The organism is Deinococcus indicus (assembly GCF_002198095.1).
In the GTDB taxonomy this organism is placed as follows: domain Bacteria; phylum Deinococcota; class Deinococci; order Deinococcales; family Deinococcaceae; genus Deinococcus; species Deinococcus caeni.
In genome coordinates, this window is the sequence record NZ_NHMK01000030.1 from 116,414 (window position 1) to 137,195 (window position 20,782).

20 protein-coding genes are annotated in these 20,782 nt (G+C 71.3%); 11 read left to right on the forward strand and 9 right to left on the reverse strand.

Annotated elements, in window-relative coordinates; all coding sequences use genetic code 11:
* Positions 1 to 55 precede the first annotated feature (55 nt).
* Complete coding sequence (locus CBQ26_RS17705; protein WP_088249946.1) at positions 56 to 1,183, forward strand: LLM class flavin-dependent oxidoreductase; 1,128 nt, start codon at positions 56 to 58, stop codon at positions 1,181 to 1,183.
* A 66-nt stretch (positions 1,184 to 1,249) separates the two neighbouring features.
* Here CBQ26_RS17705 and CBQ26_RS17710 read toward each other — a convergent pair whose 3' ends face one another.
* Together CBQ26_RS17710 and CBQ26_RS17715 are read right to left on the reverse strand one after the other, a co-directional pair.
* Positions 1,250 to 1,837, reverse strand: coding sequence for a phosphate signaling complex PhoU family protein (locus CBQ26_RS17710; RefSeq protein ID WP_088250072.1), 588 nt, complete (start codon positions 1,835 to 1,837; stop codon positions 1,250 to 1,252).
* 187 nt (positions 1,838 to 2,024) lie between these two features.
* A complete protein-coding gene (locus CBQ26_RS17715; RefSeq protein WP_088249947.1) occupies positions 2,025 to 2,327 on the reverse strand; it encodes a hypothetical protein in 303 nt (100 codons plus the stop codon).
* Between the two features lie 155 nt (positions 2,328 to 2,482).
* Between CBQ26_RS17715 and CBQ26_RS17720 the strand changes: the two genes are divergently transcribed.
* From CBQ26_RS17720 to CBQ26_RS17735, 4 genes are all read left to right on the forward strand, one after another.
* Complete coding sequence (locus tag CBQ26_RS17720) at positions 2,483 to 3,442, forward strand: LysR family transcriptional regulator (RefSeq protein WP_229843964.1); 960 nt, start codon at positions 2,483 to 2,485, stop codon at positions 3,440 to 3,442.
* A 117-nt stretch (positions 3,443 to 3,559) separates the two neighbouring features.
* Positions 3,560 to 5,038, forward strand: a complete 1,479-nt coding sequence (cysS, locus tag CBQ26_RS17725) for a cysteine--tRNA ligase (protein ID WP_088249948.1) — start codon at positions 3,560 to 3,562, stop codon at positions 5,036 to 5,038.
* A gap of 424 nt (positions 5,039 to 5,462) precedes the next feature.
* Positions 5,463 to 6,068, forward strand: coding sequence for a YcjF family protein (locus tag CBQ26_RS17730; protein ID WP_172418151.1), 606 nt, complete (start codon positions 5,463 to 5,465; stop codon positions 6,066 to 6,068).
* Positions 6,069 to 6,143: 75 nt separating this feature from the next.
* Positions 6,144 to 6,413, forward strand: a complete 270-nt coding sequence (locus CBQ26_RS17735) for a hypothetical protein (RefSeq protein ID WP_088249949.1) — start codon at positions 6,144 to 6,146, stop codon at positions 6,411 to 6,413.
* Positions 6,414 to 6,589: 176 nt separating this feature from the next.
* Here CBQ26_RS17735 and CBQ26_RS17740 read toward each other — a convergent pair whose 3' ends face one another.
* The 5 genes from CBQ26_RS17740 to CBQ26_RS17760 form a co-directional block, all read right to left on the reverse strand.
* A complete protein-coding gene (locus CBQ26_RS17740; protein ID WP_088249950.1) occupies positions 6,590 to 6,946 on the reverse strand; it encodes a hypothetical protein in 357 nt (118 codons plus the stop codon).
* A gap of 5 nt (positions 6,947 to 6,951) precedes the next feature.
* Positions 6,952 to 8,139 (reverse strand): cyclic dehypoxanthinyl futalosine synthase, encoded by a 1,188-nt coding sequence (gene mqnC, locus CBQ26_RS17745; RefSeq protein ID WP_088249951.1) that lies wholly within the window; start codon positions 8,137 to 8,139, stop codon positions 6,952 to 6,954.
* Positions 8,140 to 8,351: 212 nt separating this feature from the next.
* Complete coding sequence (locus CBQ26_RS17750) at positions 8,352 to 8,795, reverse strand: hypothetical protein (RefSeq protein ID WP_088249952.1); 444 nt, start codon at positions 8,793 to 8,795, stop codon at positions 8,352 to 8,354.
* A 63-nt stretch (positions 8,796 to 8,858) separates the two neighbouring features.
* Entirely contained in the window at positions 8,859 to 9,266 is a 408-nt protein-coding gene (locus tag CBQ26_RS17755; protein WP_088249953.1) for a DoxX family protein, read from the reverse strand.
* A complete protein-coding gene (locus CBQ26_RS17760; RefSeq protein WP_172418163.1) occupies positions 9,263 to 9,736 on the reverse strand; it encodes a MarR family winged helix-turn-helix transcriptional regulator in 474 nt (157 codons plus the stop codon). Before CBQ26_RS17760 ends, CBQ26_RS17755 begins: the two co-directional genes overlap by 4 nt.
* A gap of 599 nt (positions 9,737 to 10,335) precedes the next feature.
* Between CBQ26_RS17760 and gnd the strand changes: the two genes are divergently transcribed.
* From gnd to CBQ26_RS17785, 5 genes are all read left to right on the forward strand, one after another.
* On the forward strand, positions 10,336 to 11,403 hold the full coding sequence (gnd, locus tag CBQ26_RS17765) for a phosphogluconate dehydrogenase (NAD(+)-dependent, decarboxylating) (protein ID WP_088249954.1): 1,068 nt from the start codon (positions 10,336 to 10,338) through the stop codon (positions 11,401 to 11,403).
* A 371-nt stretch (positions 11,404 to 11,774) separates the two neighbouring features.
* Entirely contained in the window at positions 11,775 to 13,271 is a 1,497-nt protein-coding gene (gene zwf / locus CBQ26_RS17770; RefSeq protein ID WP_216360388.1) for a glucose-6-phosphate dehydrogenase, read from the forward strand.
* A 109-nt stretch (positions 13,272 to 13,380) separates the two neighbouring features.
* Complete coding sequence (locus CBQ26_RS17775; RefSeq protein ID WP_088249956.1) at positions 13,381 to 14,334, forward strand: glucose-6-phosphate dehydrogenase assembly protein OpcA; 954 nt, start codon at positions 13,381 to 13,383, stop codon at positions 14,332 to 14,334.
* 154 nt (positions 14,335 to 14,488) lie between these two features.
* Positions 14,489 to 15,595, forward strand: a complete 1,107-nt coding sequence (gene queG / locus CBQ26_RS17780) for a tRNA epoxyqueuosine(34) reductase QueG (protein WP_088249957.1) — start codon at positions 14,489 to 14,491, stop codon at positions 15,593 to 15,595.
* Positions 15,596 to 15,771: 176 nt separating this feature from the next.
* Complete coding sequence (locus tag CBQ26_RS17785) at positions 15,772 to 16,575, forward strand: glutaminyl-peptide cyclotransferase (protein ID WP_229843982.1); 804 nt, start codon at positions 15,772 to 15,774, stop codon at positions 16,573 to 16,575.
* Positions 16,576 to 16,734: 159 nt separating this feature from the next.
* Here CBQ26_RS17785 and tmk read toward each other — a convergent pair whose 3' ends face one another.
* Positions 16,735 to 17,376: a dTMP kinase gene (gene tmk / locus CBQ26_RS17790; protein ID WP_088249959.1), complete on the reverse strand. Its 642-nt coding sequence runs from the start codon at positions 17,374 to 17,376 to the stop codon at positions 16,735 to 16,737.
* A gap of 64 nt (positions 17,377 to 17,440) precedes the next feature.
* Positions 17,441 to 18,247 (reverse strand): Nif3-like dinuclear metal center hexameric protein, encoded by an 807-nt coding sequence (locus CBQ26_RS17795; RefSeq protein ID WP_172418152.1) that lies wholly within the window; start codon positions 18,245 to 18,247, stop codon positions 17,441 to 17,443.
* Positions 18,248 to 18,438: 191 nt separating this feature from the next.
* Here CBQ26_RS17795 and CBQ26_RS17800 point away from each other — a divergent pair, with 191 nt between their 5' ends.
* Positions 18,439 to 20,760, forward strand: coding sequence for a hypothetical protein (locus CBQ26_RS17800; RefSeq protein WP_088249961.1), 2,322 nt, complete (start codon positions 18,439 to 18,441; stop codon positions 20,758 to 20,760).
* Positions 20,761 to 20,782 lie beyond the last annotated feature (22 nt).

Below are 20,782 nucleotides of genomic sequence, written 5' to 3' on the forward strand. Positions count from 1 at the left end.
TTGACAGTTGATGGGATCGCTGTCACACCCCATACCTCTCCCCTTCAGGTGACTTATGACCAATCCTTCCCAGTCCGAATTCCTGTGGTTCCTGCAACTGTCCCGTGACGGCGAGTTCATCGGCACGAAAACCAAACCGCCGCGTAAGCCCACACTGGCGTACCTTCAGTCGCTGATCAGCGCGGCGGGCGAGGCGGGCTTCACGGGCCTGCTGACCGCCACGAACTACCACAGCGAGCACGAGAACTACACGGCGGCCGTGGCGGCCCTGGCGCGCAGCGCGCCGACCGATCCGGCGCTGCTGATCGCGGTGCGGCCCGGCATGTTCCACCCGGCCATGTACGCCAAGATGCTGGCCACGTTGCAGAACCTGTTTCCGGGGCGGGTGCGGCTGAACATCGTGACGGGCAGCAGCCCGGCCGAGAACGCCATGTACGGCGACAACGAGGATCACGGCAAACGGTACGAGCGCACGCGGGAGTTCATGCAGATCCTGCGGCAGCTGTGGACGGCGCCGCCGCCGCAGTCGTTCCGCAGTGACCTGTACTCCTTCGAGAATGCCGTGCTGGACCCGGCGCCGGTGCAGCCGATTCCGCTGTACTTCGGGGGGGCGTCGCCGGTGGCGCAGGAGATCGCGGCGGACCTCGCGGACGTGTACCTGATGTGGGGCGAGCGCGAGGACATGCTCGCCGAGCGCCTGAACCAGATGCGGGCGCTGGAGGAAAAGACCGGGCGCCGGTTGCGCTACGGCCTGCGGACGCACGTGATCGTCCGTGAAACGGAAGCCGAGGCCCGCGCGGCCGCCGAGCGCCTGATCAGCCGCGTGGACCCGGAGGTACGGGCAGCGTTCGTGGCGAGCCACGCGCATGTGGACGGCGTGGGCCAGAAACGCCAGATCGACATGATGAAGGACCTGGACGCGGACCTGATGGTCGAACCCGGCCTGTGGGCGGGCGTCGGCATGGCCCGCAGCGGCGTGGGCGTCGCCCTGATCGGCAGTCCCGAGCAGGTGGCCGCCAAGATCCGCCGCTACGAGGACATGGGCTTCAGCTCGTTCATCTTCAGCGGCTACCCGCACGAGGAGGAAGCGCGGCGCTTCGGGGAACTGGTCATGCCGCTGTTGAAGGGCGCGCAGAGCGAGGAACGCGCCATTCACACGGACAGGGTCGCGCCGGTCGCCTGACCTGCCCTGCTCCTCCCCCCTTGTGGGGGAGGTCGGGTGGGGGGTGGCGGGCCGCGCCCGCCGGGTTCAGCTGGCGCGCAGGATGATGTGTTCGAGGCGTTCGGCGACGTTCACGAGGTGATCCCCGAGCCGTTCGAGGTTGCGGGCCATGCGGCCGGCGGTCAGGGCGACGCTGGTGTCTTCCGGGCGTTCGAGCAGGCGGGTCAGGCTGGCGCGCTGCATCTGTTCGTACAGGGCGTCCACCTGTTCGTAGTCGAGGCGCATGACGTCGCGGGCGGCCTCCACGTCCCGTTCGGCGAAGGCGAAGGCGAGGCGTTCGAGCATCTCCGAGAGCAGCCGCACGAGCGGCAGCACGTCCTGAAGGGTGGCGCTGCGGGCGCGGGGCGCGAACGTCTCGAGGTCGCGGGCGACGTTGAAGGCGTAATCCCCGACCCGTTCGAGGTTGGTCAGGCTGCGGAACACCATCAGGTGGAAGGCGAGTTCCTGTTCGGTCAGGCCGGCGGCGAAGGCGTGCAGGCACAGGTCCTCGATCTCGCGTTCCAGGGCGTCGGTTTCGGCTTCCAGTTTCTCGGCGCGGGCGGTCAGACCGGCGAATTCGGCGCGGTCGTTGGCGTCGCGCACCGCGTCGAGCTGTTCGAGGGTGATGCTCAGCATCCGCAGGAAGCGCACGGTGACCAGCGAGACACTCAACTGCCCGGCGCTGGCCGGTTCCGACTGGACCGGTCCGGCGCTGCCCTGCTGGGTGGGGTGGTCACTGTTCATGCGGCCAGTATGCTGCCGCGTTGTGATGACCGGGTCAAGGGACAGCGTGGTACGGCCCCCGTGAAGGCGGGCGGGCCGGTCAGCGGTGGGTACGGACGGGTCCCAGCGGCGTGAATCCGGCTGCGAGCAGCGCGGCGCGCAGGTCGTCCGGGGTGGCAGGGTGCTGGGGGCGGGCCTGGAGGGTCAGGTCGCCCAGGCTGGCGACGGGCCAGCCCTGCACCGTCCAGCCGTCGAGCTGCGGGGCCTGTCCGCTGGGGGCGATGACTTCCAGGCTGTACAGGGGCAGGTCGGGCTGGGGGGCGGCGGGGTCAGCCTGCCGGGCGAGGGGCTGGAGGCCAGGGGCAAGGGGAAAGCGGGCCGTGGGGCGCAGGGTGGCGGTCATGGGGGCACCTCGTGGGGGGCGCGGCCGGGGTGGCCGGTGATGCCTCCAGGGTGCGCCGGTGGGGGTCGGTCTGACCATCGGTGCGGACGCTATCCCGCGCGCCCTGCATCGGTTTTCCCGATGCCGGCCGGGGTGGGCGGGGCCTACACTGGGGCATGACCTCCATGCGCTTCTCCCCCACCACTGGCCTGCCGTCGCTGGCGCAGCTGCGCGCCCTGCTGGCGGTGGCGGACGCCGGGGGCTTCAGCGAGGCGGCGGCGGAACTGGGCGTGTCGCAGTCCACGCTGAGCGAGGCGATCAGCAAGCTGGAGGCGCTGGCGGGGCGGCCCCTGCTGCGCCGGGGGCGGGGCGGCACGGTGCCCACCCCGGCCGGCGAGCGGATGCTGACGCACGCGCGCGCGGCGGTGCAGGCGGCAGGCGACGCGCTGCTGGCCGCGCAGGAGGACACGCAGCTGCGCGGCGTGCTGCGGGTGGCGTCGTTCCGTTCGGCGGCCACGCACCTGCTGCCGCCGGCGCTGGCGGCGTTCCGGGCGCAGCATCCGGGCGTGACGGTGCGCCTGCTGGACGGCGAGACGGGGGGCGGCGGGCAGGACCTCGTGCGGCGCGGTCAAGCGGACGCCGCCATCGTGATCGAGGAGAACTGGACCGACCTGCGCCTGACCCCGCTGGTCATGGACGAGTACCTGTTCGTGGCGCCCGCGCGGCGCGGCACGCACCCGGTCACGCCGGAGGACCTGGGGGGGCCGCTGCTGCTGGCTCCGGGGCCGAACTCGTGCAACCTGCGCGTGATGGCGTACCTGCGCCGCTGCGGCGTGCAACCGGGGCGCGTGACCGAGATCGGCGAGGACAGCGTGATCCTGGGCATGGTGGCGCACGGGCTGGGCGTGAGCGTGATGCCCCGGCTGGCGCTGGAACCGCTGCCCGACGGACTGGTGGCGCTGCCGCTGCCGGGTCGGCTGATGCGGCCGCTGGCGCTGGCGACCCTGCCGCACCGCGCGAACCTGCCGGTCATCCGGGCGTTCACGGATGCGCTGCTCGCGGCGCTGCACCAGCCCCACGCGCCCGCGCCGGACCCGGCGGCGGCCTTGCCGGGCGGGGCTTCTCTGCTACATTGAACGTATGACGACCCTGTGTTGCCTCCGCTAGCGGCCCACGCGCAGCCCAGCGTCCGTGACCGCGCCCCTGATCCATGAGGCGCGGTCTTTTTATTGCCAACTGAACGAGGAGACATCATGACCCAGCGTCCCGAACCCCGCCTGCCCGATCCGAACATCGTCCTGTACGACACCCTGACCCGCCAGAAGGTCACCTTCGAACCGACCACGCCGGGCCGGGTGGGCATGTACCTGTGCGGCCCGACCGTGTACAGCGACGCGCACCTGGGCCACGCGAAGAAGGAGGTGGCGTTCGACGTGATCCGCCGCGCGTTCACGCACTTCGGGTACAAGGTGCGGTACGTGGCGAACATCACCGACGTGGGCCACCTCCAGAACGACAGTGATGACGGCGAGGACAAGATGCTCGCCCGCGCCCGCCTGGAGCAACTGGAGCCCATGGAGGTCGCGGACAAGTACATGTGGTCTTTCGTGAAGGACATGGAGGCTCTGAACGTCCTCAAGCCCAGCATCAACCCCCGCGCGACCGGGCACATCGGCGAGCAGATCGCGCTGATCGAGGAACTGATCGAGCGGGGCCACGCCTACGAGTCGGCGGGCAGCGTGTACTTCGACGTGCGCTCCTGGCCGCAGTACGGCAAGCTGTCGGGCCGCAAGCTGGACGATCAGGAGGAAGGCGTGCGCGAGGCGGTCCGCGAGGAGAAACGCGACCCGCGTGACTTCGCGCTGTGGAAGAACGCCGAGCCCGGCCACATCATGCGCTGGGAGTCCCCGTGGGGCGTGGGCTTTCCGGGCTGGCACATCGAGTGCTCCGCGATGAGCCTGAAGTACCTGGGCGAGGGCTTCGACATTCACGGCGGCGGCCTGGACCTGCAGTTCCCGCACCACGAGGCCGAGATCGCGCAGGCCGAGGCGGCCGGGCACGCGTTCGCTCGCTACTGGATGCACAACAACATGCTGACCATCGGCGGCGAGAAGATGAGCAAGAGCAAGGGCAACTTCCTGACCATCCAGGACGTCCTCGCGCAGCACGACCCGATGGTGGTGCGCTTCCTGCTGGTCGGCAGCCACTACCGCTCGATCACCGAGTTCAGCGACGCCGCCTTCGAGTCCGCCCGCAGCGGCTACCGCCGCCTGAGCGAGGCGCTGCACGAGGTCGAACGCCGCCTGCCGGGCGCACCCGCCGGGCAGAACGCCGCGCTGGACGCGAGGATCGCCGCGCACGTCCAGGCCTTCGAGGACGCCCTGCGTGACGACTTCAACACGCCCAAGGCGGTCGCGGCGCTGTTCGGCCTGACCACCGACCTGAACGCCGCGCTGAACACCAGCGAGGTGCCGCGCGGCACGCTGGAAGCCGCCCGCGCCGCCTACCGCGACCTGGGCGGCGAGGTGCTGGGCCTGTTCGCGGGCGGCAGTGGCCCCGCGCAGACCGACGACTCGCAGGTCGTGGGCGCCCTGATGGACCTCGTGCTGAAGGCCCGGCAGAACTACCGCCTGAACAAGCAGTACGCCGAAGCCGACGAACTGCGCGACACCCTCACGAAGGTCGGCGTGACCGTCGAGGACACCAAGGACGGCGTGCGCTGGAAACGCTGACCGGCCGGACGCGCCAGGAATGAGACGGACTCCGGTTGGATGGTCTGCAAAGCCCGCTGGGTCCGAGCGGATGCGACTCGGAGAGCTGCTCCGCAGAGTGCGAGAGAAACGCCCCTCCGAGCGTGGAGCCGCCAATCCGGTGAACTTCCGATTGGCGGCGAAACAGACGAAATCCGTATGAGCCGCGCATGACAACTTCACCCGGCGCTTCCTGAACCGGCTGTCAGAGGGCTGTCAGGGCCGCCGCCTACACTGAGGGGCGAGTGGTGATGAACCCCTCATCCTTCCCTCCGATGCGGGCACGCCACCTCCCCCCCCCTGGGCGTGCCCGCTCTTTCATGCCGGCGCGCCGCGGGGGCAGGAAGGTGAACGGCGCATCAGCGGCCGCTCACGCGTGCGTGGGGCGCGGCGCTACACTCGCCGTATGCTGCCGCCGCTCGTGAAACAGGTGCTCGACAACTTCAATTTCGACGTGGACCCGGCCCTGAGCCGCGAGGAGAACGCCGAGGAGGTCATCAAGAGCGCCGCGCTGCTGTCCGGCGCGATCGCCGTGGAACCCATCCCGTTCGCGGACATGCTGCTGATCTCTCCGGTGCAGGCCAAGATGGTGCTGCACATCGGCAAGATCTACGGCTTCGATGTGAGTACGGAACGGGCGCGTGAGATCGCGCAGGAACTCGGCGTGACCTTCGCGTACGGGTTCGCGGCCCGGCAGGTCATGCGCGGACTGGCGAAACTGGCGCTGCCCGTGATCGGAGGCCTGATCACCGCGCCCGCCGTGTACGGCTGGACCTTCGCGCTGGGGCGGCTGGCGCAGAACTACTTCGAGCGGCGCACGCTGGGCCTGCCCGCCTCGCGGGACCAGCAGGTGCGGGTCGTGCAGGAAGCCAAGCAGGACTCCCGCCGGGTCCTGCCGGGCGCGCAGGACTTCACGGACCTGGCGGCAGAACTGCGCCGCCGCGCCGACAGGAAGAACGCCGAACTGAACAGCGCGGAACCGGGCGCCCCTAAAGACCCCGACCAGCGCTGACCCGCGAGCAGGCGCGTAAAGAGATCATTACTTTGGCGGATGCCGGCGCAACCACCCGGCCGCTAAGCTGGGCTCATGAGTGTTCCCCGTCATTTCAGCGACACGCGGACGGAAGAGGGCCGCGTGAGGATTCTCGCCGTGTCCGGCCGCGTGCTGCTGGACGCCGAGGGACCCGGCTGGCAGCACCGCAGCGCCCACCCGTCCCTGGAGGACGCCACGCTGGAACTCGCGCTGCTGCCCCGCGTCGGCGCGGACCTGTACGCCGCCGCGCTGAACGACATCGAGCGGCAACTGCGCTTCACCGGCCCGGTCACGGACGACCGGTCGTACCCCGGCGCCGCCTGACCGCTGCCCCACCCATAGAACAGACGGACTCCGATCGAATGGGCTTTACAGCCCGTTCAACCCGAGCGAAGCGACTTGGAGAGCTGCCCCGCAGAGTAGGAGAAAAACGGGTTCCGGACGTGCAGCTGGCAATCCGGTGAGGTGCCGGATTGTCGGCGAAACAAACGGAGTCCGGTTCAGTGGTCGGTGAACCAGACGATCAGGCGGGTGTGGTCCCCGGTGGGGTCCAGGGCGTACATGAACGCCGCCCAGGCGTGCAGGTGGCCCCACCCGTCGGGCGGCGCGTGCGCCTGAACGTCGTGGACGTCCGTGACGCTCAGGGTCGTGGCGTGCCGGGCGTCGTCGTCCTGGAACAGCAGTTCCGAGCGGCTCTGGAGGCTCAGGTCGTCCGGGTGGGCGCGGCCCGCCACGCCGGCCCGTTCCAGCTGGTCCAGCAGGGTGGCCGGGTCGGCGTGCAGGAACCGGGCCGTCAGCTCCCAGCCGCCCTGCGGGTCGGGGCGGTGCTCGCACAGCACCAGCGCCTGCCCGGCCACGCCGATCAGCTGGCCCCGACGGCGCGGTCGCCTTCCGGGTTGGCGTCGTCCCGGCCCAGGATGGCGGTCACGTCGGGCCGCTCGATGATCTGAAAGCGGCTGTTGCGGATGGCGGGTTCGAATCCGGCGTCCACGGCGATACGGACCAGCTCACGGACCGTCGCGTTGTGCCGCCCGTGCCCGCCGGCAGCCGACACGACGTTCTCCTCCAGCATGGTGCTCCCCAGGTCGTTGGCGCCGTAGTACAGCGCGGACTGCGCGACTTTGAACCCCTGCGCGGGCCAGGACGCCTGGATGTTCGGGATGTTGTCCAGCGCGATGCGGGCAATGGCGAGCTGCTGCAGGTACTCGTGCGCGGTCGCGCCGGGCGCCTTGCCGTGCAGGCGGGTGTGTTCGGTCTGCAGGGTCCACATGGCAAAGCCGGAAAATCCGTTGCCGCCGTACTCGCGGTTGGCCCGGTCCTGCTGCTCGCGGATCTTCAGGAGGTGACTGGTGCGCTGCGCGTACGTCTCGCCGAACCCGATGACCATGGTGGCGATGGTGTACAGGCCCCGGCGCTGCGCGGCGTCGATGATCCGGAACCAGTCCTCGCTGCGGATGCGGGCCGGGGCGGCCTTGGCGCGCACGTCGTCCTCGAGGATCTCGCCGCCCGCGCCGGGCAGGCCGTCCAGGCCCGCCTCGATCAGGATGGTCAGCAGGTCGTCCAGGGTGTGCCCGAAGGTCTTCTCCATGAACAGCACCTCCTCGGGCGAGAAGGCGTCGATGCGGATGGTCGGGTGGTTGGCCTTCACGTGCCGCAGCAGACCGGTGTAGTAGTCCAGGCCCAGCGCGGGGTTCACGCCGCCCTGAAGCAGGATGCGCGTTCCCCCGACCGCTTCGAGTTCGCGGATCTTGTGGCTGATCTGCTCGTAGTCCAGGGTGTAACTGTCCTTCTGGCGGGCGGTGCGGTAGAACGCGCAGAAGTTGCAGCCGACGTTGCAGATGTTCGTGTAGTTGATGTTCCGGTCGATCAGGAACGTCACGGTATCCGGGTCGCGCCGCGCGAGGCGCAGGTGGTGCGCGGCGGCGGCCACGTCCGGCAGCGGCAGGGAGTACAGCGCCTCGATGCCGGCGTGGTCGAGTCGTTCGCCTTGCACGGCCCGGTCGAGCGCAGCGGCGGCCGGGTCGGTTCCGATGGGGGCGGGAGCGGTCATGCGGGTACGGTAGCACCGGCAGGCGCGGGCATTGGTCTCTCCGGGCACAGGGTTCCGGCGCGGCAGCGGAGCATACGCGGCCCGGACGGATGGAACGGCCCGCGCTGCCCCTTCCGTCCGGGTCCAGTGCTCGCCCACTCTGCGGGGCAGCTCTACGAGTCGCTTCCGCTCGGACCCAGCGGGCTTTACATCCCGTTCAATCGGAGTCCGTATCAGTCGTAGGAGTACCCGGTGAAGTACAGGTACGCCGGCTGCCCGCCCTCGTAGGCGACGACGTAGAGACTCTCGCCCCGGTCCAGGGATTCGGTCAGCCGGTCACTGGCCTGCACCTGCGCCAGGGCCGGCCGGGTGGTGCCGAACAGGTCCAGCAGCGTTTCGCGGTCCGGCGGTCTCATGCCCCAGTCGTCGTCGCTGTCGGCGAGTCCCGGCACGTCCAGGATCGTGCGGGTGCCCTGCGCGTCTGCGGCTTCAAGGGCGTCTTCGATGCTGTCGTGGTCCGGTCCGGCGGCCGGCGAGTGCGCCGTGACCGGGAATGCCGGAACGGGGATGACCGGCGAGTAGCGGCCCGCCTGGAATTCACGCTGCCGGACCCGTTGCAGGACGACTGCGACGTCCGGTTCGTAGGGTTCGACGTACCACCACAGATGACCGCCCATGCACTCAGTCTATCCGGCACGTCGCCCGGTCCGGGCGGCAGGTGGGGTCCGGCGGGGGTCGGTTCAGGCGGGCAGGCCCGGCACGCGGTAACGGCCGGGGCCGGCGAGGGTCAGGGCGACGGTGGCGGCCAGCAGGCTCAGCGGGAATTCCACGCCGTTGGGGTTGAAGAACCCGGCTTTCAGGTGAACCAGAGCGATGGCGCCCAGCATGATCAGGCTCAGGGCGCCGCCGGCCCAGCGGGTCAGGATGCCGGCGATCAGCAGCAGACCGCCGATCAGTTCGGCCCCGGCGACCAGGGGGGCGCTGAGGGCGGGCAGGGGGGCGCCCATCTGCGTGAAGGCCTGGGTGGTGCCGGGCAGGGTGTACGTGAAGATCTTCTGCGCGCCGTGCATCACGAAGATCAGGCCGGTGGCGAGGCGGACGGTCAGCAGGGCGAGGTCGGTGTGGTGGGTGGTGGCGGTGGTGGTCATGGGGTGTCCTCGGGTGGGGGGGTCAGCAGCGTGAGCAGCTGCTGGAGTTGCGTGGGGGTCAGGTGCGCGAACTGCCGGGCGTGCAGGGCGGAGATGGGCTGGTCGATGCGGGTCAGCAGGGCGCGGCCCTGGTCGGTGAGGCGCGTGGCGACGACGCGGCGGTCCGGGCGATCGCGGTCGCGGCGGACCAGTCCGGCTTTCTGGAGGCGGTCGAGCAGGCGGGTGACGTCCGGGTCGTGGACGAGCAGGCGTTCGCTGATCTCGCTGCAGGTCAGGCCGCCTTCCCCGGCGCCGCGCAGGATGCGCAGCACGTTGAACTGGGGTCCGCTGAGGTCGTAGTCGCGCAGCAGTTCGGCCGTCTCGTGCTGCTGGCGCAGGGCGAGGCGTTGCAGGGCGAGGTAGGTGGTGTGTTCGGGGCTGCCGGGTGTGCCGGGCAGGTTGGAGGGCGTTGGGGTGGAGGCAGGTGTCATGTCGGGGGTCATTGTCTCCCGGCGGGCGGGGCGTGGGGGGTGGGGGTGCGGGCGTTCCTGCGTGGGGGACGCGGGCGAAGGTGGGTGGTCGGGGCAGGGCTGCTGGACCTCCCTCAAATTAGTCGTTTCAACGACTATCTGTCAACGCTCCCTGCTGGCTGTGGCAGCGGGAGTGCCCCCCGCAGGGTCATCCATGGTGCGAACAGGTTCATCCCTTCCGGGCAGACCAGCGATGAACACGCGCTGTTTGCCCCTCCCCCTCGAGGGGGGAGGCGGGGAGGGGGTGAGCAGGCATGGCGTGACAGAAGACGTTGTCCATGCTTTTGCCCCTCTGGCGCTGGAACAGTGTCCGCACCATTGGTCAGACGGACTCCGGTTGAATGGGCTGCGAAGCCCGCTGGGTCCGAGCGAAGCGACCCGGAGAGCGGCCCCGCAGAGTGGGAGCCACACGCCCCCCCGGACGTGGAGACGGCAGTCCGTATCCCGCCGCCCGAAACGTGATCTGGCGAAGGGCGGAGCCACGCAGGCGGAGTCGTATAGTGGCGGGCGGTAAGGCCACCGGGATGGAAACGATTCCGGCATGGTCAGGAGGTCACGCAATGAAGATCGGCATGATTGGACTCGGCAAGATGGGCGGCAACATGGTGCTGCGCCTGACACGCGGCGGCATCGAGGTCACGGGCTACGACCGCAGCGAGGAGAGCGTCGCGCACATCGAGGCGCAGGGCGCGCGCGGCGCACGCTCCATGGACGACCTGATCGCCTCGCTCGGCGAGAGCGGTCAGCGCGCCGTGTGGCTCATGGTGCCCGCCGGGAAGATCACCCAGCAGGTCATCGACGACCTCGCCGGGCGGCTCGCACCGGGCGACATCATCATCGACGGCGGCAACAGCAACTACAAAGACAGCGTCCAGCGTGCCGAGGCCCTCGCCGAACGCGGCCTGCACTTCGTGGACGTCGGCACGTCCGGCGGCGTGTGGGGCCTGAAGGAAGGCTACGCCCTGATGATCGGCGGCGACGAGCAGGCCGTCGAGCGCCTGCGCCCGGTGTTCGAGGCGCTGGCGCCCGCGCCCGACCGTGGCTGGGGTCGCATGGGACCGGCCGGCAGCGGCCACTACGTGAAGATGGTCCACAACGGCATCGAGTACGGCATGATGCAGGCCTACGCCGAGGGCTTCGAGCTGATGCGCGCCAAGACCGACTTCAACCTCGACATGGCGCAGATCGCCGAGCTGTGGCGTCACGGCAGCGTCGTGCGTTCCTGGCTGCTGGACCTGACGGCCGAGGCGCTGCAGAACAAGGCCGAGTTCGAGGCCCTCTCGGACTACGTGGCCGACAGCGGCGAGGGCCGCTGGACGATCATCGACTCGGTGGAGCTGGGCGTGCCCACGCCGGTCATCACGCTCGCCACGCAGATGCGGTTCCGCAGCCAGCAGGAAGTCAGTTACGCCGGGCAGATGCTCTCGGCCATGCGCCGCGCCTTCGGCGGTCACGCGGTCAAGACCATCGAGACGCCCCGCCAGGAGGGACTGGTGCCGGAAGTGCAGGCCGGTCAGGACCCCAGCGCCGCCGCGCCCGCCAACATCGGTCAGGGGGGCGGCGGCACCGGCAGCAGCGCCGAACAGCTCGGTGAAACCGGCCAGCAGCGCGTGAAAGGCGACGAATGAGCGCCCCCAAGAAACCGGCCAGCAGCCCCGCCACGACGAAGGCGGCGCCGAAGAAGCCCGCCGCAGCGAAAGCCACCGTGAGCAAGGCCGCTGCCAAGACCCCAGCCGGCAAGGCAGCCAGCAAGGCGACTGCCAAGACCGCCGGCAAGACCACGGCCAGCAAGGCGGCGGGCAGCAAGAGCAAGGTCGCGGCGAACGTGCAGGCGAATGTGGAGTCGGACCTCGCGGCGCGCACGGTGGGCGTGTCGCAGGCCGCTCCGGCGCGGCGGGGAGCCAGCGTGAAGACCGCGCAGACCTCCGCGCCCCGCAAGGGCAAGGGCAAGCGCGGCGCCGCGCCCGGTCATGACGGCCAGAATCCCTTCCGGGCGCTGATGCGCCGCAACCGCGCGCCGGAACCGGCCATGCTGGTGATCTTCGGCGCGACCGGCGACCTGTCGCGCCGCAAGCTGCTGCCCGCCGTGTTCGGCCTGTGGCAGGACGGCCTGCTTGGGAGTGCTTTCAACATCGTGGGCGTGGGCCGTCAGGAGATGACGGACGAGCAGTTCAAGGATTACGCCATCCAGGCCCTCAAGGACAGCAAGGAGACCGACGCCATCCAGCCGGGCAGCCTGGAGAAGTTCCGCGAGCTGCTGTACTACGAGTTCGGTGATTTCGCCGGGGACGAGGTGTACGCCAAGCTGGGCCGCGAACTCGACCGCGCCGAGGAGGCGCACGGGGGCCGCAAGAACGCGCTGTTCTACCTCTCGACCCCGCCCAGCCTGTTCGAGCCGATCAGCAACGGTCTGGGCCGCCTGGAACTGGCGGATCAGAGCGAGGGCTGGCGCCGGCTGGTGATCGAGAAGCCCTTCGGGCACGATCTGGCCAGCGCCCGCGCGCTGAACGACACCATCCACCGCGTCTGGGACGAGTCGCAGGTGTACCGCATCGACCACTACCTGGGCAAGGAGACCGTGCAGAACCTGATGGCGATCCGCTTCGGGAACGCCATCTTCGAGCCGCTGTGGAACCGTGGGTACGTGGATCACGTGCAGATCACCGCCAGCGAGGACCTGGGCCTGGAAGGGCGCGCCGGGTACTACGAGGAGGCGGGCGTGGTGCGCGACATGCTTCAGAACCACCTGATGCAGCTGTTCGCGCTGACCGCCATGGAACCCCCGGCCGCCTTCGACGCGGACGCCATCCGCGACGAGAAGGTGAAGGTGCTGCGCGCCGTCAAGGAGATCCCGTCGGGCCGCGTGAAGTCGGTCGCGGTGCGCGGGCAGTACGGTCCGGGCACCATGTACGGCGAGAAGGTGCCGGGCTACCGCGAGGAACCGAACGTGAAGGAGGGCAGCGTCACGCCCACCTACGTGGCCTTGAAACTGGAAGTGGACAACTGGCGCTGGCAGGGCGTGCCGTTCTTCCTGCGCACCGGGAAGCGGCTGCCGAAGAAGGTCACGGAGATCGCCGTGGTGTTCAAACGCCCGCCGCTGGGCATCTTCCCCGGCGGTCTGGAACGCAACGTGCTGGCCTTCCGCATCCAGCCGGACGAGGGCGTGAGCCTCAAGTTCAGCTCCAAGACGCCGGGGCAGGAGATGGTGCTGCGCGAGGTGGTCATGGACTTCCGCTACGACGCGTTCGGCGCGCAACTGGAAAGCCCATACTCGCGCCTGCTGCTCGACGCGATGCTGGGCGACGCCACGCTGTTCCCCCGCGAGGACGAGGTGGACCTGGCGTGGCAGATCGTGAGCGGCATCCTGGACGTCTGGGAGGCCGAGCCGGGTCGCCGTGAGAAGGGACCGGACTTCCCGAACTACACGGCCGGCACCTGGGGGCCCGACGAGGCGGACGAACTGATGGGCGACGACCGCCGCTGGCGGCGCCTGTGAAGACGCTGAAGTATGGAGGACCGGTGATGGATCAGATCCTCCCCATCCGCCATCCGCCATCAGCCATCAGCCACTCGCCGTCCGCCATCCGTCTGCCCGGAGGGCACCCATGACCTACGCAACCGACCTGAAACCGCTGGGCCCGGTGGACACCACCGTCCGCAAGGCCCAGGTCACGCTGGACGAACTGTGGGCGCAGACGAACGTCGAGACCCGCGCGTACACCGGGAACATCATCGCGCTGACCGTGAAAAAACACCTGGGGCGCGTGCAGGAAGCCCTGGCGGGCCTGGAAGGCCGTTACGCCGGGCGGCAGATCATCGGCGTGATGGACGGCACGGACGACCTGACCGTGCACGCCAGTCTGGTGCCGCAGCGCGGCGGGCTGTACGTGGAACGCCTGACGCTGGAAGCCAGCCCCGAGCAGCTTCAGGGCGCGATCCTGCCCCTGATCCGCCCGGCCACCGTGAACCACGTCTGGTGGGGTGCGGACAGCCGGCCCGGCGGCACGCTGCTGACCGAACTGACGGACCTGGCCGATCAGGTGATCGTGGACAGCCTGACGCTGGACATGCCGCCCTCGCGGCACTACGCGCTGGCGGACCTGGGCTGGAGCCGCTCGGCGCCGTGGCGTGAGGCGCTGGCGCAGGTGTTCGACAGTCCGGACGCCGCCCGGCAGTTGCCGCGCATCGACCGGCTGGTCGTGCGGCACGCCGGGAAGAAGGACCTGCCGGCGCGGCTGTACGCGGGCTTCATTGCCAGCACGCTGGGCTGGACGGACCTGCGGGGCGTGACGTTCCGTTCGGGCCGCTGCGGGCGCGAGAACGGCGACCTGTGCGGCGCGGAACTGCTGGGCGACGGCGTGCGCTTCGCCCTGAGCGCCGAGACCAGCGGCGGGAACGACGTGGTGCGCCTGGAGTGCCGCTGGGACGGCGTGAACCGCGAATCCGAGGTCGTGGTGCCCACCATGACGCTGGCCGAGGGACTGGCGCGCGTCATGGCCCGCCCGGAACGCGGCGGGGTGTTCGAGCACGCCTGGGCCCTGGCCAAGGAAACGCTGTAACCCCGGTCCGGGCGGTCTACTTCGCCCGGACCTGAACGGTCACGCATCATGCAGGTCGGAATCCGCGAGGGTTCTGCTGCCAGAGGGGCCGCGCCGCTGTCAGGGTGCGGCCCCTTCCCTTTGTGGTGGGGTCGGCGCGGCATACTGCGCGGCGATGAGCGCTTCACCGCATGACCGGCTGTCCGACCTCGCCCTGAGCCTGGGGGCGGACGCCGTGGGCTGGGCGCCCGCGCAGGTGCCGCTCGCGGCCGTGGACGAGTACGCGGGGTGGCTGGACGCCGGACGGCACGCGGGCATGACCTACCTGGAACGACAGTTGCCGGTGCGGGCCGACCCGTCCCAGCGGCTGCCGGGCGTGGGGAGCGTGCTCGTGCTGGGCGTGTCGCACGCCTTCGCGCCGCCGGTGGTGCCGAACGGGGGCGTGCGGGTGGGCCGGGTGGCGCGCTACGCCTGGACGCCGGACTACCACGAGCAGTTGCAGCCGGTCCTGTCCCGCCTGGAGCAGGAGGCGGCGGCGCTGGGCGTGCGGGCGCGCGGGTACGTGGATCACGGGCCGGTCATGGAGCGGCTGTTCGCGTCCGGGGCGGGGCTGGGCTGGCGCGGCCGGTCCGGCATGACCATCAACACGGGGCTGGGCGCGTTCGTGACCCTGGCGGTCGTCCTGACCGACCTGCCCGCCCCGGACGGCGGCGTGGCGCACCCGGACCGCTGCGGCCGCTGCCTGCGCTGCGTGACGGCCTGCCCGACCGGCGCGATCGGCCCGGACCGCGCCATCGACGCGCGGCGCTGCGTGTCGTACCTGACCATCGAGCACCGGGGGCCGGTGCCGCCCGACCTGCGGGCCGGGGTGGGCGACTGGCTGTTCGGCTGCGACGTGTGCAGCGAGGTCTGCCCCTGGACCGTGAAGGCCGGGCCGCTCGCGCGGTTGCTGAAGCCCGACCCGGAGCTGGCGCACCCGGACCTGGGCCGGTTCTTCGGGATCAGCGAACGCGAGTTCGAGCGGCAGTGGGCGGGCACGGCGTTCCTGCGGCCCCGGCGCAAGGGCATGGCCCGCAACGCCCTGACGGTGCTGGGCAACACCCGCGCGCCGCAGGGCTGGCCGCTGCTGCTGCTGGGCGCGCAGGACCCCGCCTGGGAGGTGCGCGAGGCGGCCGCCTGGGCGCTGGGCCAGTGGAATGAGCCGGGCCACGTGCGGGCACTGCTGGACGACCCGCACGCGGCGGTGCGGGAGGGCGCGGCCCTGGCGCTGGAACGGGTCTGACCGGCCGCTCCCGGCTGGGCGGCGCCAGATTCAGGACGTGTCCAGATTCAGGAGGTTTTCAGATTCAGGAAGTGTAAAGGGGGGTCGGGAGGCCGCGCAGCGTCTACCATGGGGGCGTGCGCGCGCGTGTCCTTTCCCTGTTGATGTCTCCCCTGCTGGCGGCCGGGTTCCTGCTGATGCCCGGCGCGGCCCAGACGGCCCCGGCTGCGGCCGTTCCCACGCTCGTGCCGACCGTCACGGCCCGTTACCCGCATGACCGGGACGCCTTCACGCAGGGCCTGCAGTACCTGGGGAGCGGCGTGCTGGTCGAGAGTACCGGGCAGGTCGGGAAGTCCGGGGTGCGGCGCGTGGACCTGAAGTCCGGCCGGGTCCTGACGCAGACGGCGACGCCGCTGGCGACCGCGTTCGGCGAGGGCGTGACCGTGCTGGGGAACGTGGCGTACCACCTGACGTGGCAGGACGGCGTGGCGTTCACGTTCGACGCGGCGACCCTGAAGGAAACCGGCCGCCTGCGGTACTCCGGCGAGGGCTGGGGCCTGACCAGCGACGGGCGGCAGCTGATCATGAGTAACGGCTCGTCCACGCTGGCGTGGCGGGATCCGAAAACGTTCCGTGTCACGCGCAGCCTGCGGGTGACGGATCAGGGGCAGCCGGTCCGGAACCTGAACGAACTGGAGTACGCGCAGGGCAGCGTGTACGCGAACGTGTGGCTGACCGACCGGATCGCGCGGATCGACCCGCAGAGCGGCCGGGTCACGGCGTGGCTGGACCTGAGCGCCCTGGCGCGCGAGGCGAGTGCCGCCGCCACCCGCGCCGGGCAGCCCCTGACGTTCGACGACGTACCCAACGGGATCGCCTTCGTGCCGGAACGCGGCACGCTGCTGCTGACCGGCAAACGCTGGAGCACGCTGTTCGAGGTGAAGGTGCCGGGCCTGAAGGTCGATCCGGGCGTGGGTGGCCGCGCCGCGCCCCGCCGCTGACCCGGCCATCCAGGGTCATACGGGTTCCGTTTGTTTCGCCGACAACCCGGAACATCGCCGGGTTGTCAGCTTCACGTCCGGAACCCGTTTCTCTCCCACTCGCTTCGCTCGGACCCAGCGGGCTTTGCAGCCCATTCAATCGGAGTCCGTATCAGTCGGTCAGGGCAGGCGGGCCTGCACGGCCTGCCACACCTGGGCGGCCAGGGTGTCCTGATCCTGCGTGGCGTCCAGGATCAGGAAGCGCGTCGGGTCGGCGGCGGCCAGGGTCAGGAAGGCCTGCCGGACCCGGCGGTGAAAGTCCAGGTCCGCCTGTTCCAGCCGGTCGGGTTGCCCCCGGCGGGCGGCGCGTTCCAGGCCCACGGCCGGGTCCAGGTCGAGCAGGACCGTCAGGTGCGGCGTGAGCCCGCCGGTCGCCTCGCGCGTGATCTGCTCCAGCAGGCCGGCGTCCAGGCCGCGCCCGCCGCCCTGGTACGCGAGGCTGGAGTCGGCGTAACGGTCGCAGATGACGACCTCGCCGCGTGCCAGGGCCGGGCGGACGACGTTGCGGACCAGCTGGGCGCGACTGGCCGAGTACAGCAGGAATTCCGGCAGGGGGTCGATGGTCAGGGCCGGGTCCAGCAGCACCTCGCGGACCCGCAGGCCCAGTGGAGTGCCGCCGGGCTCGCGGGTGACGGCGTGCGCCTGCCCGTGGGCCTGTAACTGCGCGGCGAGGCGCGCCAGCTGCGTGCTCTTGCCGGCGCCCTCGGGCCCCTCGAAGGAGATGAACAGGCCGCCGGGCGGGGTGGGGACCGGTCCCGTCACACGGACTCCGGACGTGAAGTCGGCAGTCCGGCGATGTTCCGGTTGGTCAGCGAAACAGTCCGTATCACAGGCCAGTGGGGTGGTGCAGGAACTGCCACGCCAGCCCGAACTCGTCTTCCAGGCGGGCGGCCAGGGCGCGCACGCCGAAGACCTCCGTCTCGTAGTGGCCGGCGTACACGACGTTCACGCCGTACTCGAAGGCGTCATGGAAGTGCTTGTGTTCCGGTTCGCCGGTCAGCAGGGTGTCCAGGCCCATGGTGGCCGCCTCGGCGACACTGCCAGCCCCGCTGCCGCTCAGGACACCCAGGCGGCGCACGGTGGGCGACTGACCGCCGCCGTGCACGAGGCAGATCTCGCCGGTGAGTTTCTGCACGCGGTCCGCGAAGTCCTGGAGGGTCTGCTCGAAGGGCAGTTCGCCGGCCAGTCCGATCTTCTGGCCCTGCCAGTCCCCGAAGGGCCGCAGGTTCTGGAGGGTCAGGGCGCGGGCGATCATGGCGTTGTTCCCGACCTCCGGGTGGGCGTCCAGCGGGATGTGCGACACGTACAGGTTCAGGTCCGCCGACAGGGCCGCGCGCAGCCGCTCGCGGTGCGGGCCGGTCACGGCCAGCGGCTGGCCCCAGAACAGGCCGTGGTGGGCGATCAGCAGGTCCGCGCCGCTGTCGGCCGCGTGTTGCAGGGTCTTGAGGCTGGTGTCCACGCTGACGGCCACGCGGCGGATCACGTTGGTCCCGCCGATCTGCAGGCCGTTCAGGCTGGGGTCCGGGTACGCGCCGACGTTCAGGTAGTCGTTCAGCCACGCCACGAGCGCGTCACGCGGCACCTCGCCGCGGGTCAGGGGGATGGAAGGGGTGCTGGGGGAACCGTCGGACATGACAGGCATTCTAGGCGGGCCGGGCCGAGACGAATGCCGGTGCGGATTGCAGTTCCGCCCCCACCCGTTTCCGGCAGCGGTCGCGGCGGGAACTGCTCTAGACTCACGGCAATGTCCTGCTGCGCCGCCCGGTTCTCCCTCCGTTCCGTTGCCCTTCCGGTTCCGCGCCGCTCCGGCTCCGGGCGGCCCGCATGACCGGCACCCCGGACGCGGATCACCTGCCGGCGACCGGCCGCCTCCTGACCGGTCCCGGCCCGCTGCACGCGACCCTGACCGAGGAACTGACCCTGGCGCTCGGGCGTGTGCTGCGCGCCGCTCCGGACACGAGCGCGCTGCTGGACGTCGCCCTGCCCGGCCTGAACGACCGGCGGGTGCCGGCGCTGCTGCTCGGGCCGGGCGGGGCGGACCTGATCGACCTGGACGGCGACCGGCCCGGCACGCTCGCGCTGGCGGCCCGGCTGCGGGAGCTGCTGCCCGGCGGCGCGGACCTCACGGTGACGCTCGTCACGCCCGGCGCGGACCCGGACGCCCCACCACTGCCGGACACACTGCCACTGCCAGACGTCAGGCTGGTGCCGGCCGGCGACCCGGACGCCCTGGCCGGCGCGCTGCGCGCCTCGGTGCAGTCGGGCGGGCCGGCGCTGCTGGACCGCGCCGCCCTGATCGCGCGGCTGGACGTGCGCCCGGCCCGGCTGGCGTTCCTGCGGGGCCGGGTCCTGAGCGCCCTGGACGGGCAGGGCGTTCCCGGCGTGCAGGTGTGGGCGCAGGCGGGCGCCAGCGAACTGCGCGCCGTCACCGACCCGCACGGCCACTACGCCCTGAGCGCCGATCAGGGGCACGCGCTGGAGGTCGGGTTCGTGCCGCCGCCGCGTTACCGTGCGCCCGAGACGCTGCGCCTGAACCCCCTCGGGCCGTACCTGAGCGTGGAGGACACGCGCCTGCCCGAACGGACGTCCCGCCTGTCCGAGGACGACCTGCGCGCCGCGATGATGCAGGCCATGCAGGCCCGCCTGGAAACGCAACTGGCCGGCGACCCGCAGGCGTGGACCGACCCGGCCCGGCAACTGGACGCCGTGACCGGGGACCTGCGCGCCCAGTTGCGGGAGGCGGCGCAGGACGTCGCGGCCCGGCAGCAGCAACCCCGTCCGGACGGCGCCGGGCTGGCCGTGCGGGTGCGGCACGCCGCCGATCAGCTGTTGCTGGCCGCGCAGGCCCAAGACCTGAACCGCGACCTGCACGCCCTGAACGCCCCGGCCGGCGAGGCGCAGCAGACCGGGGAGCACCAGCTGGCCGTGCAGCGGGCCATCGACACCCTGACGGGCGTGGCCGCCAGTCGTCACCATGAGCGGCGGCGCCCCGACCCGCTGCCCGCCCGGACCGCGTCCCTGCACACCCGCCTGCCCCTCCCGGTTCCGGAAACGGCTCCAGTCCTGTGGACCGCACCGGTCCTGACTGGCGCCACGGCCCTGCCATCTCCACCCAGCCCGGACAGCCACTCCGGAGGGGACACCGACTTCGGTCAGGAATTCAATCTGGACACCGGGTTCGGACAGGTCCGCGAGTCGGACGCCGGTCTGGAACCGGAGTCCGCCGGGGCGACGGGGACCACCGAGGACTTCGGACCAGACGACGGATTCAATCCAGACGACGGATTCGGGCCGGACGACGGTGTCCTGCTGACCGGGGTGGCCGCCCCGCGCGGCCCGATCACCGAGGTGGTCATGGCCGACCCCCGGCCCGGCCCGGTCTCCCCTCCCCCCGTCCACACGCCCGCCCAGCCGGCCCCGTCTCCTGCGGCGCCCGTGCGGGCAGCGCGCCGCCTGCCGCTGCCCTGGGTCGCCGGGGGCCTGCTGGGGGTCGCCGCCCTGACCGCTGCGGCCCTCACGCTGGGACAGCGGGAAGCTCCCGCGCAGACCGCCGCCGCGCCCACCCCGGTCGAGGCGGCCCGGACGGTCGCGGCCGGAACGGCAACAGACGCTGCGACCCCGGCGCGCCCAGCCCCGCGCGTGGCGGCCACCGTCACGCCACGGCCCATCCCGGCACCGGTCGCGCCGCGCGTCACCGTGACCGGCGCGGCACCCGCCCCGGCAGCACCAGCAGCACCGGCACAGGCCACCGCCGCCGTTCAGACCCGCACGACCCAGCCCCGCCTGGCCGCCACCCCGCCTCAGCCGGCCCGCAGCGCACCGGCCCGCACCCCAGCCGCGCAGGCCACCGCGCCCGCCACCGGCACCCGGCTGACCGCAGGGCAACCGGAAAACACGCCCGCACCCGTCACACCCCCCGCCGCCCCGGCCGCACCCGACGCGGACCTCCCCTTCATCGAACCGCCCCTGCCCACCCCCAAAACGCCCGGCGGGCCAGCACAGACCGACCCCGCCCCCAGCAGCGACCCGGTCGAGCCGGCACCCGCCCCGGACACCGGGGGCGCGCCCCCGCCCGCCGCAGACCCGGCCAGCATTCCGGCCACGCCACCCGGCACCCCACCCGCCCCGGATACCCCCGGCAACTGACCGGACGGGCGGCGGCGGGGCG

Excerpts from the sequence above, each read along its gene's own strand:
- CBQ26_RS17705 (WP_088249946.1), top strand. The coding sequence starts at position 56 with ATGACCAATCCTTCCCAGTCCGAATTCCTGTGGTTCCTGCAACTGTCC.
- CBQ26_RS17710 (WP_088250072.1), bottom strand. The coding sequence starts at position 1,837 with ATGCTGAGCATCACCCTCGAACAGCTCGACGCGGTGCGCGACGCCAAC.
- CBQ26_RS17715 (WP_088249947.1), bottom strand. The coding sequence starts at position 2,327 with ATGACCGCCACCCTGCGCCCCACGGCCCGCTTTCCCCTTGCCCCTGGC.
- CBQ26_RS17720 (WP_229843964.1), top strand. The coding sequence starts at position 2,483 with ATGACCTCCATGCGCTTCTCCCCCACCACTGGCCTGCCGTCGCTGGCG.
- cysS (WP_088249948.1), top strand. The coding sequence starts at position 3,560 with ATGACCCAGCGTCCCGAACCCCGCCTGCCCGATCCGAACATCGTCCTG.
- CBQ26_RS17730 (WP_172418151.1), top strand. The coding sequence starts at position 5,463 with ATGCTGCCGCCGCTCGTGAAACAGGTGCTCGACAACTTCAATTTCGAC.
- CBQ26_RS17735 (WP_088249949.1), top strand. The coding sequence starts at position 6,144 with ATGAGTGTTCCCCGTCATTTCAGCGACACGCGGACGGAAGAGGGCCGC.
- mqnC (WP_088249951.1), bottom strand. The coding sequence starts at position 8,139 with ATGACCGCTCCCGCCCCCATCGGAACCGACCCGGCCGCCGCTGCGCTC.
- CBQ26_RS17750 (WP_088249952.1), bottom strand. The coding sequence starts at position 8,795 with ATGGGCGGTCATCTGTGGTGGTACGTCGAACCCTACGAACCGGACGTC.
- CBQ26_RS17755 (WP_088249953.1), bottom strand. The coding sequence starts at position 9,266 with ATGACCACCACCGCCACCACCCACCACACCGACCTCGCCCTGCTGACC.
- CBQ26_RS17760 (WP_172418163.1), bottom strand. The coding sequence starts at position 9,736 with ATGACACCTGCCTCCACCCCAACGCCCTCCAACCTGCCCGGCACACCC.
- gnd (WP_088249954.1), top strand. The coding sequence starts at position 10,336 with ATGAAGATCGGCATGATTGGACTCGGCAAGATGGGCGGCAACATGGTG.
- zwf (WP_216360388.1), top strand. The coding sequence starts at position 11,775 with ATGCGCCGCAACCGCGCGCCGGAACCGGCCATGCTGGTGATCTTCGGC.
- CBQ26_RS17775 (WP_088249956.1), top strand. The coding sequence starts at position 13,381 with ATGACCTACGCAACCGACCTGAAACCGCTGGGCCCGGTGGACACCACC.
- queG (WP_088249957.1), top strand. The coding sequence starts at position 14,489 with ATGAGCGCTTCACCGCATGACCGGCTGTCCGACCTCGCCCTGAGCCTG.
- CBQ26_RS17785 (WP_229843982.1), top strand. The coding sequence starts at position 15,772 with ATGCCCGGCGCGGCCCAGACGGCCCCGGCTGCGGCCGTTCCCACGCTC.
- CBQ26_RS17795 (WP_172418152.1), bottom strand. The coding sequence starts at position 18,247 with ATGTCCGACGGTTCCCCCAGCACCCCTTCCATCCCCCTGACCCGCGGC.
- CBQ26_RS17800 (WP_088249961.1), top strand. The coding sequence starts at position 18,439 with ATGACCGGCACCCCGGACGCGGATCACCTGCCGGCGACCGGCCGCCTC.